Raw genomic sequence first — 15,046 nt, 5'->3', positions numbered from 1 at the left:
TCTACGGGTGACCTCCGCGACCGACACTGCTCAGGACGGGCTCGACCTGCCGGGCATGCCCCAGACCGACGCGCCCACCGACCAGGTGGCCAGCAGCCCCGATCACCCCCACCCGGGGCAGTGGCGCCTGGTCGCGGTGCAGATCTCCAACTGGGGCACGTTCCACGGCACCCACGAGCTGGAGATCTCCCCGAAGGGCTACTTCCTCACCGGCGGCCCCGGCACCGGCAAGTCGACGCTGCTGGACGCGGTCAGCGCGCTGCTGACCCCTCCGCGCACGCTGCAGTTCAACGCGGCCGCCTCCGACGCCGGCCCGGCGCGCTCGAAGTACCGCCGCACCGTGGCCAGCTACGTCCGCGGCGCCTGGGCGATGCACTACGACCAGGCCACCGGCGAGTTCAGCCAGGAGGTGCTGCGGGAGAAGACGACCCTGTCCGTGCTCACCCTGCGCTACGCCGACGGGCTGGGCGGCACCGTCCAGCTCTCGCGTCTGCTGCTGCTGCACGCCGGCCATACCTCGGATTCGGACGTCAAGAGCCTCTACGTCATCGCCCGCACCCCGCTGGACGTCACCGACCTGCGCCAGTTCGTCTCCAGCCAGATCGAGGGCAAAGCTCTCGAGGCGGCCTACCCGGGGACCGAGACGTTCCGTCAGTTCCGCGAGTACCGCGCCGCGTTCAGCCAGCTGCTCGGCATCCCCGACGAGAAGGCGCTGGGACTGCTGCACAAGATCCAGTCCGCCAAGGAGCTCGGCGACGTCAACGCCCTGCTGCGCGACTACATGCTCGACGCCCCGCGCACCTTCGAGCTGGCCGATCAGGCCCTGGCGAACTTCCACAACCTCTCCGAGGTCTACGAGGCCCTGGTCACCGCCCGCGAGCAGCGGGACCTGCTGCGCGGGCTGCGGGAGAACCACGAGAACTGGTCGGCCATGCGCGCCCGCGGCGCCGAACTCGTCGACCGCCGCGCCGACATCGACGTCTACGCCGCCCAGCACCTGGTGCGGCTGCTCGGGGACGAGTCCGAGCGCCTCCAGCTCGAGCGCGACCGGCTCGGCGCCCAGCAGCGCCGCCTGACCCAGGACGTGGCCGAGGCCCGCTCCGACCTGGCCCAGCTCAAGGAGCAGCGGCGCCGCGCGGGCGGCGGTGAGATCGACGACTGGAAGCAGCAGATCGCCGGCCTCGAGGTCGAGCGCGAGCGCCGCCGCGAGCGGGCCACCGAGTTCGGGGCCCTGCTGGCCACCGTGGAGCTGGGCACGCCCGCCGGCGAGGACATGTTCCTCGCCCTCCAGCGCGAGGTCGCCTCCCTGCGCGAGTCCCTCGAGGCGGAGGAGAAGGGGGCTGATTCCGCCCGCTGGGAGGCCGAGGCGGAGGTCCGGGAGCTGACCACCACCCTGAACCGCACCCGGGAGGAGCTCGCCTCCCTCACCTCCCGCGCCTCGAACCTCCACTCCGAGGATGTCGCCCTGCGCGACCACATCGCCTCCGAGGTGGGCATCGCCCCCACCGAGCTGCCCTTCGCCGCCGAGCTGCTGCAGGTGCGCACCGGGGAGGAGGAATGGACCGCCGCGGCCGAGCAGGCGCTGCGGGGACTGGCACGCTCCATCCTGGTGCCCGACCGCGTCTACCGCGAGGTGGCCGCGGTCATCGACCGCACCAAGCTGCGCCGTCGGATCTCCTACAACCGGGTCAACACCGACCTGCGCCGCCCCGCGAAGAACATCGAGGAGCGCTCACTGGCCGCCAAGCTCGACGTCAAGGACGGCGAGTTCCACGTCTGGCTCAGCCACGAGATCGCCTCCCGGATGGACTACACCTGCGCGGACAGCCTCGAGGAGTTCACGCGTCTGAACCGCGCCGTGCTCCGTTCCGGGCAGATCAAGCACTCCGCGACCCGGCACGAGAAGAACACCGATCGGCAGATCAACGATCGCTCCCAGTGGGTGCTCGGCTTCGACAACCGCGCCAAGCGCGCCGTGTTCGAGGCCGAGCGCACTCGCGCCGAGCAGGCCCTGTTCGAGGCGCAGGCCCGGCGCAAGGACGTCGAGACCCAGCGGGAGCGCCGGCGGGAGCGGCTCTACGCGCTGCAGTCGATCAGCTCGGTGACCTGGGACGACATCGACGCCGCCTCGGTCGCCCGCCGGATCGCGAACCTCCGGGACATGGTGCGGGCGGCGGAGGACGGCTCCGAGGCGCTCGCCGAGCTCGCCGGCCAGATCGAGGAGGTCGAGAAGTCCATCGCCGAGACCGACGAGGAGCTGCTGGAGGTCGTCCGCAGCGCCGGCAAGCTCGGCGAGCAGGCCGAACGGGTCGAGGAGCGCCTGGCCGCGGCGAGGGAGCGCCTCGCCGAGTCGAGCCTGGACCCGGAGGTGGAGGCCGAGCTGGCCGAACGCTTCAGCGCGATCGCCCCCACGCTGGTGCTGTCCACCATCGACCAGGTCACCAAGGACGCCTCGGCCACCCTGGACGCCGAGCTGATGGACCTGACCCGGCGCACCTCCCGCGCCGAGGAGGACATCCGCACCGCGATGCGTGAGTTCTCCCGCCGCTGGCCCGCCCAGGCCGGGGACACCACCCCGTCCCTGGACTCGGCCGAGGACTACCTCGCCATCCTCCAGCGGATCGAGGAGGAGAAGCTGCCGGAGGTCGAGGACCGCTTCTTCGAGTTCTTCACCGGCAACACGCTCGGGGACGTGCAGGCCCTGGCCACGGCGATCGCCCGCGAGCCCGCGGAGATCCGCAAGCGCCTCCAGCGCATCAACGCTCTGCTGGCCCAGGTCGAGTTCCACGCCGGGCGCTACCTGCAGCTGTCGATGCGTCCGGTCCACCTCGCCGCGCTCGATGAGTTCAAGCGCGCCCTGGAGGACGCGGTGGCCGACACCGCGCTGAACGACATCAGCCGCGACCGCGAGCAGGCCGAGGAGCGCTTCCTCTCGCTGCGGCACCTGATGGACATGATCGGCGCCGCCCGCACCCGCGACGACCAGGTCTCCCGCGTCATCCTCGACGTGCGCCGGCACGTGCACTTCCACGCCGAGGAGGTCGACACCGAGGGCACCGTCGTCCACGCCCACGAGTCCGGCGGGCCCCTCTCCGGCGGCCAGAACGAGCGCCTGGCGACCTTCTGTCTGGCGGCGGCGCTGCGCTACCAGCTGGCCGGTACCGGCCAGGAGGTCCCGCGATTCGCGCCCATCATCATCGACGAGGCGTTCTCCAAGGGCGCCGGCAAGTTCATCACCGCCGCGATGGAGTCCTTCCGCCACTTCGGATTCCAGGTGATCCTCGCCAACCCCGGCAAGAACCCGCAGGCCCTGGCTCCGTTCATCGGCGGCGTCGGCGTGGTTTCGATCCGGCAGGATCGCTACTCCTCGGTCGCGCCCGTGGAGTTCGTGCCCGTCGACGAGTGAGCGCCACCGGGCGAGGGTGCGCCATGGGGAGTTCTCCCCATCGGCAGGATCCCCGCGGATCGCTAGCCTGATCGTCATCCGCTCCACCCGGGCGGAGGAACGAGCGCAGAAGCAGGCCGCAGCTGCGCCGAAGCAGGATGCGGCCGCCCGGTGCGGCGCGACAGGCGAGAGGTGGACAGCGATGCCAGCTCTGCCGGCCGACGGTCGTGAGTCGGTCCCCTCCCAGGACGAGGCCCACCAGCGCATCCGCGATCTGCTCGGCGCGGTGACCGCCGCCGTGCTCGAGCATCAGCCGGGCCTGACCTCCTTCGAGGACCATCGGCCCCAGCGGGACCGCTCCTCGGGCGGCTCCTGGCGCGGACTGGAGACCTGCTGCCACGTCAGTGCACTGCTGGTCAGCTCCGGCGTCCCCGCGGAGGACGCGGACGGACCCCGGCGGCTGCTGGGGACGGTCGACGCCGTCGCCGCGGCCCGCGGGATGGACCGCGGCGGGGAGCGGGAGAGCTACGCGATGCGCGCGGGGAGGTGGACCGGCGGGGACGGAGATGTGCTCGAGGTGATCGTCGGGGTGCGCGTGGCCGTGCGGGCGATCAGCGCGCCGTTCCTGCCGGGCTCGCTGGATCCGATCGCCTCCACCAGCCCGACGTCCCCGCTCAGCCCGGTGACCCCGGCTCCCCGGCTCGTGCGCTGATCCGTTCCAGGGCGGCCAGCGGGATCGGCAGCCAGTCGGGGCGATTGCGCGACTCGTAGAGCGCCTCGTAGGCGGCCTTGTCCGCCTCGAAAGCAGCGAGCAGGACCTGCAGCGCCGGGTCGTGGAGCGGCAGCCCCGAGGTGCCGGCGTACCCGTCCAGGAAGGCATCACGGGCGTGCGCCGCCCACAGTGAGGCATCTGCGCCGTCCTCGTGCGCGACCGCCCCGGCCACGTAGTCCAGGCTGCGCAGCATCCCGGCGACGTCCCGCAGCGGGGAATCGGGACGGCCACGCTGCTCCAGGGGCCGCAGGGGCTCGCCCTCGAAATCGAGCAGCACCCAGCCCCGCCCCGGGGCGAGCAGCACCTGCCCCAGATGCAGATCGCCGTGGATCCGCTGCATGGCCGGCCAGTCCACCTCGCCGGCGGAGGCCAGCAGGGACTCCAGGGCATCGCGGTGCCCGGCGACCTGCGGCACGGCCTCTGCGATCTCGCCGACCCGGCGGCGCATCTGCTCGAGCATCGCGGTGGCCACGGTGTGATCGGTGGCCGTCGCGCCGAAGGCGACGGCGAGGTCGTGGTGGACCTCGGCGAGGGTCGAGCCCAGCGCCCGGGCCGCTGCGGTGAAGTCCTCGCCGGCCCGGGCCAGACGCAGCGCCGTGCGCCATGCGTCCTCCAGGCCGGGCAGGAACTCCTGGGCGAACAGCGCGTGGGTGCGCAGCGGGCCGACGCGGACGGTCGCGGAGGCCACCAGGGACGGCACCCGCGTGCTGCCGGCGGCACTGAGTGCTCCCTGCAGCACCACATCCGGGTTCTCGCCGTGCTGAAGCACCCGGAACAGCTTGATGATCACCGGGTCCGCGCCCTCCGCCTCGGCGATCATCGAGGTGTTGGACTGCTCGCCGGAGAGCAGGCGCGTGCGCAGACCGGCGCCCCTCGGCAGCGGCAGCGGACGGCCGGCGGGATGACCCACGGGATGAGCGGCCATGCTCAGCGACGACCCGAGTGCCCCGTCCCCAGCGGCCAGGGCCGCGACGATCGCGGCGCGCCCGTCGGCATCGAGGGTGGCGTCGTCGGCCCGCACCGGGCCGCCCGGGACCGCCACCACGCCGATCTCGGAGCCCTCGTCGCGGGCCGCGCCGGGACCGTCCGGCGGCCTCAGCACGAGCGGGACCTGGTACAGCGCCTCCCCGGCGCCCTCCGGGGCGGCCGCCACCACGGTGAGGACGACGGCATGGCCGGCGGCGACCCGCAGCGGAGCCCAGCCCCGGATCGAGACCGTCGGCGTTCCGGCCCCCTTGTGCGCGTACCAGCGCTGGGAGGGCATCCAGGCCGCCAGCGGGCCGGTGAGGGCGTTGAGCACGTCGTCGAGCGGAGGCAGCGTGGTGACATCGAACGGGGTACCGGACGCGAACGCGGCGCCGGACGGGGAGGCGCCGGCCGCGGCAGCACCGTCCGCGGCGGGCGGGGAGCTGGGCTCGTCCATGGGCATCACTCTAAGGCCCCGTGCGGGTGCGCTTGCTACCCTTCTGGGGTGCCTGAGCCGACGCGTCGTCCCCGTGCGCGCGCGGGACTGCGGAAGGTCGCCGCGCGGGTCGCGGCACTGGTCGCGGTCGCGGTGCTGGCCGGTCCTCTCACGCTGCCGGCCTCGGCGCTGGGAGAGGACGGCACCTTCACCCTGCCGGTGGAGTCCGAGACGGTCTCGCTGGTGCCCGGGTCCGTGACCCGGCTGCCCCTGCGCGCCGTGGTCCAGGACGACGCCGAGGACGAGATCGACTTCGACTCCGCCCGCCTGGCGGTGCCCCAGGACCTCGACGAGGGCACGCGCGAGCTGATGGAGGTCGGCGACGATGATCGCAGCATCACCGTCCCCGGGGAGGGCACCTGGACCCTGATCGGCCAGGAGCTCGTGTTCACGCCGCTCAGCGGCGTCCAGGGTGCCAGCACCCCGATCGCCGTCACCATCGGCAGCACCCATGACACCCGGTCGCTGCCGGCCGTGCTCACCCCGGAGCTGGTGGAGCTGGAGGACATCTCCGTGCACGGCTCGGCCGGCGAGGTCACCGAGGTCCCGCTGGACCAGGAGATCCCCGAGGGCGGGACCGTGCGCCTGGAGCTGGCAGGTCTGCCCGCGGGATCCACTCTGCTGGCCGACGGCAGCAGGGCCACGGTCCCGGACCAGGGCGTGTGGCAGCTCTCGGCCGACGGCAGCTCGCTCAGCCACACCCCGTCGGGACCGGGGCTGGGCCGTCAGCTGGACCCGGTGCGTCTGGTCGTCGAGGACCCCGAGGGTGCGGTCGTGCAGGCGGGAGAGGTCTCCGTGACCGTCCCGATCATCTCCGACCTGGACTGGTCCGCCCCCTACGGGCAGGACATCCTGTTCGTCGTGGGGGAGGGCCAGCAGTACATCGATCCTTCCACCCTGCGTCTGCAGCCGCTGGCCGGCGAGGAGGGGGTCGAGGTCTCCGAGGACGGCACCACAGTGGTGGTCCCGGACCAGGGCACGTGGCAGCTCGACCGGGACCGTGCCACGGTCCGCTTCTCGCCCGAGAGCGACCAGGTGCGCACCACGGCGCCCATGGGCATCACCGGCGGGGACGGCGAGGGGGCGACGGCCGCGACCGCGCTGCTGTCGACCGCCTATCCGGTCCTGCTGGACCGCGCCGAGGCCGCCACGCCCGGCAACCCGATCCAGTTCGACCTGACCACCGGGATCCGCGACGTGCGCTCGGACTCGCTGCGCTTCGACCGCGAGCGGCTTCCCGAGGGGGCGGAGCTCTCCGAGGACGGCACCGAGGTGGTCGTCGAGGGGGAGGGCACCTGGACCATCGACTTCAAATCCCGCACCGTGACGATGACACCCGCCGAGGGCTTCGTGGGCGAAGCGTCCCCGGTGGGGCTCACCGGGCAGGGCGTCTACGCGGACAACACCGTCGATGCCACCTTCGAGGCCGTCGTCGCGCCGGAGGTCGCCACACTGCGCGACGACGAGCAGCTCGCCTCACCGGGAAGCCCGGTCACCGTGGACATCCTGGGCAACGACACCGCCGCCAGCGGCTCACAGCCGCTGGACCCGGAGACCGTGGAGATCGGCTCGCTCTCGGCGACCAACCTCTCCGAGCTCGAGGGGTGGCGCGGCAAGCGCCTGGTGATCCCCGAGGAGGGGGTGTACACCGTCGGCGAGAACGGCTCGGTCACCTTCGCCCCGGACGAGGACTTCGTCGGCCGCACCACCCCCATCACGTACTACGTGCGCGACAACGAGGGGGTCCCGGCCTCGGCAGAGCTCGTCATCGACGAGGACCCCACGCTCACCGGCTCCGATCGGTCCGGCGCGCAGGTCAGCGGTATCAACAGCCTGCTGATCGGGCTCTTGCCCTCGTCCCCGGCGACCGCGACCGTGTACCTCACGATCGTGCTGCTGCTGCTGTTCGGCGGGGGAGTGGCGCTGTGGATCGGCGTGCGCATGGAGGCCGACCGCCGGGCCTGGCAGGACTGAGCGCGGGGCGGACGATCCGGGACCGTCCCCCAGGGCCTCACTGCGTGGGACAGCCCTCGGGCATCTCGACCGGCTCCTCGGCGGCGGCGGACGCCGTCGCCTCCTCCTCGAGGCCGGCGAACCCGTCGCCGAGCAGCAGGTCCACGGCGGCGCCCTCGCGCGAATCCATCGTGAGCGTGGCGTCCGGAACCTGCGCGCTCAGGCTCTGGGCCGCGAGGTACCCGTCCGGGCCGTGGACGATGGTCGCGGGCCCTGCGGCCTCACCGGTGTTGCCCGGGTCCTCGAGGGCGAAGCCGCGCGCGGCGAGCTCCTCGGAGACGTCGCCGGCCAGGCCGGTGCGGCCGGTCCCGTTCAGCACGGTCACCGTGACCTCCTGGGCCGGCAGGGGGACGGCACCCGGTTCCGGGCAGGTGAGCTCGGCCGATCCCTCGTCGCCGAACGTCTTGGGGGCGATCACGCCGGGCTCGGCGGCCGGCTCGCGCAGTTCTCCCACCGCATAGAACCCGACCGCGATCACTGCGACCGCCAGTGCCGAGAAGAACACCAGCTGGGTCGCGCGCAGCCGGAGCTGCCGGCGCCGTCGCTGGTCCCGGCGGCGGACGTCGTCGGCCGAGCGGCCGTAGGGGTGGGAGTCCTGATGGGAGGAGGGCATGGATCAGTCCAGCGGGCGGTAACTGATCCCGAAGGCGTCCAGGCGGGGCAGATGCGCGCGCAGGCGCTCCTCGAACTCCTCCCAGCTCTGCTCGGGCGATCCCCAGGCGCGCTCGGCAAGGGCGCACATGCGGGGGAAGGCCATGTACTGCACCTGCTGCGCGGTGGGCATGTACTCGCTCCACAGCTGACCCTGGAGACCGATCAGCAGCTTGTGCTGATCCCCGTCCAGCCTGCCCGGGACCAGGTCGGCGGTGTAGACGTCCTCGACCGTGGTCAGGCCGCCGATGGCCAGCGGCTCCTCGTCGGGATCGCCCTGGTAGTAGTCGAAGTAGGTGTGCTCGCTGTTGGCGATCACCGTCTGGAAGCCGCGGGCGGTGGATTCCTTCAGGCCGGCGGCCCGACGCCAGTTCATCACCACGGTGTCATCGGGCAGATGGCTCTCGAGCACCTCGTCCCAGGCGACCACGCGCTTGCCGTGCTCGGCGAGGACCTCGGCCGCGAAGGAGGTGAACCTGCCCTGGATCTCGGAGACGCGGGTCAGGCCCCACTCGTTCATCCGGGCCCGGGCCGCCGACGAGCGCTCCCACTCCACCCGCGGGCACTCGTCGCCGCCGATGTGGACGTAGGGGCCGGGGAAGATATCCGCGACCTGCGTGAGCACATCGCGCAGGAAGTCGAAGACCTCGTCGGCCACGCCGAGGACGTGGTCGGAGATGCCCCACACCTGGCGCACCCCGAGCTGGACCTCGGGGTTGTTCCCGAGCTCGGGGTAGGAGGCGATCGCGGCCTGCATGTGGCCGGGCAGATCCACCTCGGGCACGATCATGATCCCGCGGCGGCGGGCGTACTCCACGAGCCCCCGCAGCTCGTCCTGGGTGTAGTAGCCGCCGTGGGGCGTGCCGTCGAACTCCCACGTGCCCGCCTCGGCCTGATGGTGGCCGATGAGCGTCTGGTCGCGCCAGGCGCCGACCTCCGTGAGCTTCGGATATCCCCGGACCTCGAGGCGCCAGCCCTGGTCATCGGTGAGGTGGAGGTGGAGGACGTTCAGGCGATGCAGTGCCATCGCGTCGATCATCGTCTCGAGCTCGGGGACCGTGCGGAAGTGGCGCGAGACGTCCAGCATCATGCCGCGCCAGGCGTGCTTGGGGTGGTCATGGATGGTCACGCACGGGATGGAGCCGGCGGCGCCGCTGACGATCTGGGCGAACGTGTTGCGGCCGTCGGCCAGGGCGGCCTCGCTGCCGGCGGCGAGGCTCGCGCCGTCCGGCGAGATCGACAGACTGTACTCGGTCCGGCCCAGGCCCTCGGAGAGGCCGACGGAGAGCGCGTCCCACGGGTCGTCGGTCACCCAGGTCCCCTCCGACCAGATGACGGACTGCGGCAGCGGGACGAGGGCGATGGGATCGGGCATCAACTTCTCCTGGCACGGCGGCGTCGGCGATGATCCGTTCCAGTCTGCCATGGAGACGCGGGTCACGACGCATCCGCCCCGTGCGCAGTGCGCAGTGCGCAGTGCGCCGTGCGCTGTGCGCAGTGCGCTGTGGCTGCTGTGCTTGCGGTGTTCGTCGTGCTCGCCGTCCCCGGACGCACGGGAGCCCGGCCGGCGATGCCGACCGGGCTCCCTCACGCCGCCCTGCTCCTTCCCGGTGACGCTGATGCGTCGAGCAGGCCGCCGTGGTCCTGAGGCGTCGTCTCAGCGGTAGCTGACGAAGACGTGCGGCGAGTTCCAGATGGAACGCTCGACGACCTTCTGGCGCGAGCCGGAGGCGTCGATGATCTTCCCGTTGCCGACATAGATGCCCATGTGGCCGTAGTCGTTCGACGTGAAGGACACGAGGTCACCTGGCTGAGCCTGCGACCGGGGGATGATCTTCCCGCCGAAGGTGTATCCCTTCGCCGTCTTGCGCGGCAGATCGATGCCCGCCGAGTTGTAGGCGTAGTGGACCAGACCGGAGCAGTCGAAACCGGTCGAGGGCGACTCGCCGCCCCACGTGTAGCGCGCACCGAGCTGCGACCGGGCCGCGTTGATGACGGCCTGGCCGTTGATCGAGGTGCCCGACGTCGAGTCACGACCGTCGCCACGGCTGGAGCCGCCGTCGGAGATCCGCACGTCGGAGTAGACGGCGTTCCAGGTATTGGGGCCGACGACCCCGTCCACCTTGATGCCGGCGGCCGACTGCAGACCCCGCACCGCACTGGCGGTGCGGCTGCCGAAGACGCCGTCCACCGTGAGGGACGAACCGCGATCGTTCAGCGCGCTCTGCAGGGTGCGCACGGCGGAGCCGCGGCTGCCCTCGCGGAGCTTGGGCTGCGAGGACGACGGCGCCGAGGTGCCGCTGCCGGAGCTGCTGCCGCCCGCCAGGGCGCCCCACGTGTTCGGCCCGACGACTCCGTCCACGGCGATCCGGGCCGAGGACTGGAAGTTCTTCACCGCCCGCAGCGTGTTGGGGCCGAAGACGCCATCGGTGGCGATGGACGCGCCCTTGGCGTTCAGCTGGCTCTGGAGGTGGCTGACGGCGTCGCCGCGAGCGCCCAGACGCAGCTTCACCGTGGAGTACTTGGAGGAGGGCGCGGCCGGGGCGACGGTCGGCGCGGTGGCACCGCGGACCGTGCCGACGGTTGCAGGGGCGGGAGCGGGGCTCTGGGCCCGGGCCGTATCGGCGCCGGTGAACGCGGCGCCGGCGGTGACGGCACCGAGGACGGCGACGCCTCCGACGCCTCGGCCGACCGGGGCCGCGAGCCCGCGATAATCGATCACTGCACGGCCGGGTGCCCGGTGCGTGCTGCGTGGAGCGGTGCGGAACATCTGTGAGTGTCACTTTCTCCGTCGCCACGCAGGCGCCCCCGCGCGACGCGCGAGACCTGCGCCCGTCACCCAGGGAAGTGGAGGAAGCGACCGAGCCGGTGACGGGAAGGCGGCGTCTCGGTCAGTGCCCCAGCTACGGGCGGCACCAGCGCCACTGTATGTGCAGGTCAGGCCCCTACCACAGGGGAGTTTGCTCGCAGAAATGCACGTCTTTACCAAGATTTTGCCAAAAAAGCCGAATTCTCGCCGTGTTGTCCTCGTGCCTCGAAAAGCAGTGTGGTAGTTACACCGTTGTCATTCACGCCGCGAAAACCGCGGCCGATGACGTCGGTGCGTCCGAGGATTCCACCTGCGTCGAGCAATCCGTCGAGCAATCCTGGGCGGCAGGGAAAGGCGGGCCGGAAATACGTCAGGGCCGCGAGTGCGTCCGACGACGTTCTCGCGGCCCTGAGCCCGGTGGTCGGGGTGACAGGATTTGAACCTGCGACCTCCTCGTCCCGAACGAGGCGCGCTACCAAGCTGCGCTACACCCCGGAGGATCCTCGCCGAAGCGGTTCACCGAGGAGCAACTTTAGCAGGGGCGCGCGGGTGTCAGGTCCCCCTGGCGGGCGCCGGTGCGCGCAACGTGAGCAACGTCGCCTCGGGCGGGGTCAGCAGGCGGTAGTTCGAATAGGGGCTCGCACCGAGCCCGGCGCTGACGTTCAGCGGGACGCCGTGCCACGAGGAGAGCCCGCGGGCCTGCCGGCGGGGCAGGTCGCAGTTGGTCACCAGCGCGCCGATGCCCGGCAGGCGCAGCTGGCCGCCGTGGGTGTGGCCGGCCAGGATCAGCTCGGCCCCGTCGGCCACGAAGGCATCCAGCACGCGGCGATAGGGCGCGTGGGCGACCCCGAGACGCAGCACGTGCCCGTGCGCCGGCGGCGGCTCCTGGGCCGGCTCGGGGACGCGGTCCCGGTCCAGATGCGGATCATCCACGCCCACCAGGCGGATCTCGAGCCCGCCGAGCTCGATGGTCGCCCGGGTGTTGGTCAGGTCCTTCCAGCCGTGGGCCGAGAGCACGCGTGCCAGGTAGGGCGTCGGCAGCGTCGGCTCCTTGGGATCGGTGAGGCCTTCGGGGCGTGCATCGGGCAGCAGGTAGCGTGCAGGGTTCTTGGGCGAGGGGGCGAACATGTCGTTGGAGCCCATCACGAAGGCGCCCGGGCGCTGCAGCAGCGGATCGAGGGCCTCGGCCAGCACCGGCACCGAAGCGGCCGAGGAGATGTTGTCTCCCGTGTCGATGACCAGGTGCGGCCGCAGTGCGGCCAGATGGCGCAGGAACGCGAGCTTGCGCTCCTGGTCCGGCATCAGATGGATGTCGCTGAGGTGGAGGACCCGGATGGTGCGGGTACCGGGCGGGAGGATCCGCAGCTCCGCCTCACGCAGCGTGAAGCGGTGGATCTCGACGTGACGCGACCACACGTGCGCCGCCGCGGCGGCGCCGAGGCCGGCAAGGCCCACTGCGCCCGCGGCCGCGGGGACCGGCCGCACGTCAGCCCTGCCCGGTGGACTGGCGGACGACGACCGTCTCGCCCTCGGGCAGGCGCGTGCCCGGGGGCTGCTCCGTGCCGATCACGAACCACTCGCCCACCGTGCCGGAGGGCTCCTTCGTGATCTCGACCCTGTAGCCGGCGGCCTCGAGCGTCGACTGGGCCTCGGAGAGGACCATGCCGGAGACGTCGGGCACCACGCCCTTCTGGACCGCCTGGGTCCCCGGCTGCTTGGTCGAGGCCGGTGCGGACGGGAAGGGTTCGCTGGGCAGGCCCTCGTGGACGCGGCTCATGTACTCCTGCCAGGTGGGCAGGGAGACGGTGTTGCCCCACACCTTCCCGCTGCGCAGCATCTCGCCGTCGACCGGGAAGCCCGCGGGGCGGACGTTCGCCTGGGGGTGGCCGAACCAGACGGCGGTGGACATCTGGCGGGTGAAGCCGACGTACCAGGTGTGGAACTGGGAGCCGGAGGTGCCGGTCTTGCCGCCGGCGGGGTGGCCCTCGATGATCTTGCCCTTGCCGGTGGCGCGGGGGTCCTCGAGGTCCTGCTCGAGGGTCCAGGCCATGGTGTCGGCGACCTTCTTGTCGACCGCCTGGTGGCATTCGGCCCCGGAGATCGGCATGGCCTCGCCGTTGCGGTCGATGACCTCGGTGACCGCCTGCGGCTTGCAGTACGTCCCGCCGGCGGCATAGGTCGCATACGCGCTGGCCATGTCCAGTGCTGAGATGCGCACCTCACCGAGGACCACGACGGACGGCGCCAGCTCGGTGCCGTAGACGTCCTCGATGCCGGCATCCCAGGTGGCCTGGTCGTACGGATTATGCGTCGCCGGGACCACGCCGATGTCGCGGGCGCCCTCGGCGATGTCGCACAGATCCAGCTGCCGGGCCATGTTCGCGTAGGCGGTGTTGATCGAGAACTTCGTCGAGTTCAGCGCGGTCTCCATCGGGGCGATGTCCACGGAGACGGCGTTGTCCGGGTTGTATCCGGGGCTCTCCCGCCATGCGCCCCGGGAGAGGCACTTGGCCGGGAAGCTCGGCATCGTCTCGCGGCCGGTGGCGACCTTGTCCATGATCCCGTGCCCGGTCTCCAGCCATTCCTGGAGCACGAAGGGCTTGAACGTCGAGCCGACGGGGAAGCCGCTGGAGCCGCCGAGGGCTTTGGGGACGTTGTAGTTGATCGCCGTCTCGCCCGGATTGACCTCGTCGTACGGGTTGAACGTACGGTTCTCGGCCATCGTGAGGATGTTGCCCGTTCCCGGCTCGACGGTCACGATCGAGTGGCCGAAGCCGTGCTGCGCATCCCCCGGGACCCGGCGCTGCAGCACCTCCTCGGCGGCCGCCTGCGTCGAGGGATCCAGCGTGGTGCGGATGGTCAGCCCGCCCCCGTAGAGCAGCTTCTGGCGCTCCTCGTACGTCGGGGCGAACTCCGGGTCGTTGAGCAGTGTGCGGGTGACGTAGTCGCAGAAGAATCCGCTGCCCTCCGCGTCGGCACAACCGGCCCGGAGGTTCTGGATCTGGAGCATGTCCTCGATGGGCTGCTCGGAGTACTTCGTGTACTCCTCGTCGGTGATGAAGCCTTCACGGCGCATGTCCGCCAGGACCTCGTTGCGGCGCTTCTCGCCGGCTTCCGGGTGGCTGACCGGGTCGTACTGGTTCGGACCGTTGGTGACCCCCGCCAGCAGCGCTGCCTCGCCCGGATTCAGATCCGCAGCGTTTTTCGAGAAGTAGTGCCGCGAGCCGGTCTCGACCCCGTACTGGGACGGGCCGAACTGGGCGACGTTGAGGTAGGCGTTGAGGATCTCGTCCTTGCTCCAGCGCTTCTCCAGCGAGATCGCCAGCTTCGCCTCTCGCGCCTTGCGCCCGTACGTCTGCTCGGTCGCCTCGTTGATGTCCTCCTGGTCGCCGCGCTGGACCGCGTCCATCAGCAGGGCGTTCTTGACGTACTGCTGGGTCAGTGTCGACCCGCCCTGGGTGGCGCCGCCGGCAGCATTGCTCGCGAACGCCCTCACCAGGCCCTTCGGGTCCACACCGCCGTGCTCGTAGAACCGGCGGTCCTCGACCGCGATCACCGCATGCTGCATGTGCGGCGAGATCTCCTCGAGCGGCACCATGATGCGGTTCTCGGTGTAGAAGGTCGCCAGCAGCGACCCGTCAGCGGCCTCGATCCGGCTCGCCTCGTTCAGCGGCTCGACCTCGAGCTCGGTCGGGTAGGACTCGAACAGCTCCACCCCGTCCTCGGCGATCGCGGAGGTGGCCGAGACGGCGGGAAAGAAGAAGGCGGCCAGGAGTACGCCGCCGAGCGCCGAGACGGCGATCATCCCCAGCAGCAGGTACAGGGACTGCGCCAGGGCGACGGGAAGGGAGCGTCCGGAACCGGAGCTGGACGGAGTGCTGGCCATGATCCAAGAGTACGGCGGGCACGGGACGCAGGGCCAGACGCCGGGCCGGTGGCCGAGGAATCTTCACA

At 71.5% G+C, this 15,046-nt stretch carries 9 protein-coding genes and 1 tRNA gene; 3 read left to right on the top strand and 7 right to left on the bottom strand.

Annotated elements, in window-relative coordinates:
• The first annotated feature begins 7 nt into the window (after positions 1-7).
• Both ACFQRD_RS08395 and ACFQRD_RS08390 read left to right on the top strand, forming a co-directional pair.
• Entirely contained in the window at positions 8-3,406 is a 3,399-nt protein-coding gene (locus ACFQRD_RS08395; protein ID WP_377018338.1) for an ATP-binding protein, read from the top strand.
• 181 nt (positions 3,407-3,587) lie between these two features.
• A complete protein-coding gene (locus tag ACFQRD_RS08390) occupies positions 3,588-4,097 on the top strand; it encodes a hypothetical protein (protein ID WP_377018337.1) in 510 nt (169 codons plus the stop codon).
• Here ACFQRD_RS08390 and ACFQRD_RS08385 read toward each other — a convergent pair.
• The gene (locus ACFQRD_RS08385; protein WP_377018336.1) at positions 4,060-5,580 is read right to left on the bottom strand and encodes a trehalose biosynthesis protein; all 1,521 of its coding nucleotides are present in this window, start codon (positions 5,578-5,580) and stop codon (positions 4,060-4,062) included. The two genes, ACFQRD_RS08390 and ACFQRD_RS08385, sit on opposite strands and share 38 nt — an antisense overlap.
• A 48-nt stretch (positions 5,581-5,628) precedes the next feature.
• On the opposite strand from ACFQRD_RS08385, the gene ACFQRD_RS08380 reads away from it, so the two are divergent.
• Complete coding sequence (locus ACFQRD_RS08380; protein ID WP_377018335.1) at positions 5,629-7,593, top strand: Ig-like domain-containing protein; 1,965 nt, start codon at positions 5,629-5,631, stop codon at positions 7,591-7,593.
• 37 nt (positions 7,594-7,630) lie between these two features.
• Here ACFQRD_RS08380 and ACFQRD_RS08375 read toward each other — a convergent pair whose 3' ends face one another.
• From ACFQRD_RS08375 to ACFQRD_RS08350, 6 genes are all read right to left on the bottom strand, one after another.
• Positions 7,631-8,245, bottom strand: a complete 615-nt coding sequence (locus tag ACFQRD_RS08375; RefSeq protein WP_377018334.1) for a LytR C-terminal domain-containing protein — start codon at positions 8,243-8,245, stop codon at positions 7,631-7,633.
• 3 nt (positions 8,246-8,248) lie between these two features.
• Complete coding sequence (locus ACFQRD_RS08370; protein WP_377018333.1) at positions 8,249-9,658, bottom strand: beta-N-acetylhexosaminidase; 1,410 nt, start codon at positions 9,656-9,658, stop codon at positions 8,249-8,251.
• A 282-nt stretch (positions 9,659-9,940) separates the two neighbouring features.
• Positions 9,941-11,053, bottom strand: a complete 1,113-nt coding sequence (locus tag ACFQRD_RS08365) for a peptidoglycan-binding protein (RefSeq protein ID WP_377018332.1) — start codon at positions 11,051-11,053, stop codon at positions 9,941-9,943.
• 457 nt (positions 11,054-11,510) lie between these two features.
• A tRNA-Pro gene (locus ACFQRD_RS08360) sits at positions 11,511-11,587 on the bottom strand.
• A 57-nt stretch (positions 11,588-11,644) separates the two neighbouring features.
• Positions 11,645-12,577 carry a metallophosphoesterase gene (locus tag ACFQRD_RS08355; RefSeq protein WP_377803744.1) on the bottom strand — a complete coding sequence of 311 codons (933 nt, stop codon included), beginning with the start codon at positions 12,575-12,577 and terminating at the stop codon, positions 11,645-11,647.
• A gap of 1 nt (position 12,578) precedes the next feature.
• Positions 12,579-14,978, bottom strand: coding sequence for a transglycosylase domain-containing protein (locus ACFQRD_RS08350; protein ID WP_377803743.1), 2,400 nt, complete (start codon positions 14,976-14,978; stop codon positions 12,579-12,581).
• Between the last annotated feature and the right edge of the window lie 68 nt (positions 14,979-15,046).

This window comes from Brachybacterium sp. GCM10030268, assembly GCF_042666305.1.
Lineage (GTDB): Bacteria > Actinomycetota > Actinomycetes > Actinomycetales > Dermabacteraceae > Brachybacterium.
This window is presented reverse-complemented; position numbering and strand designations above follow the sequence as displayed.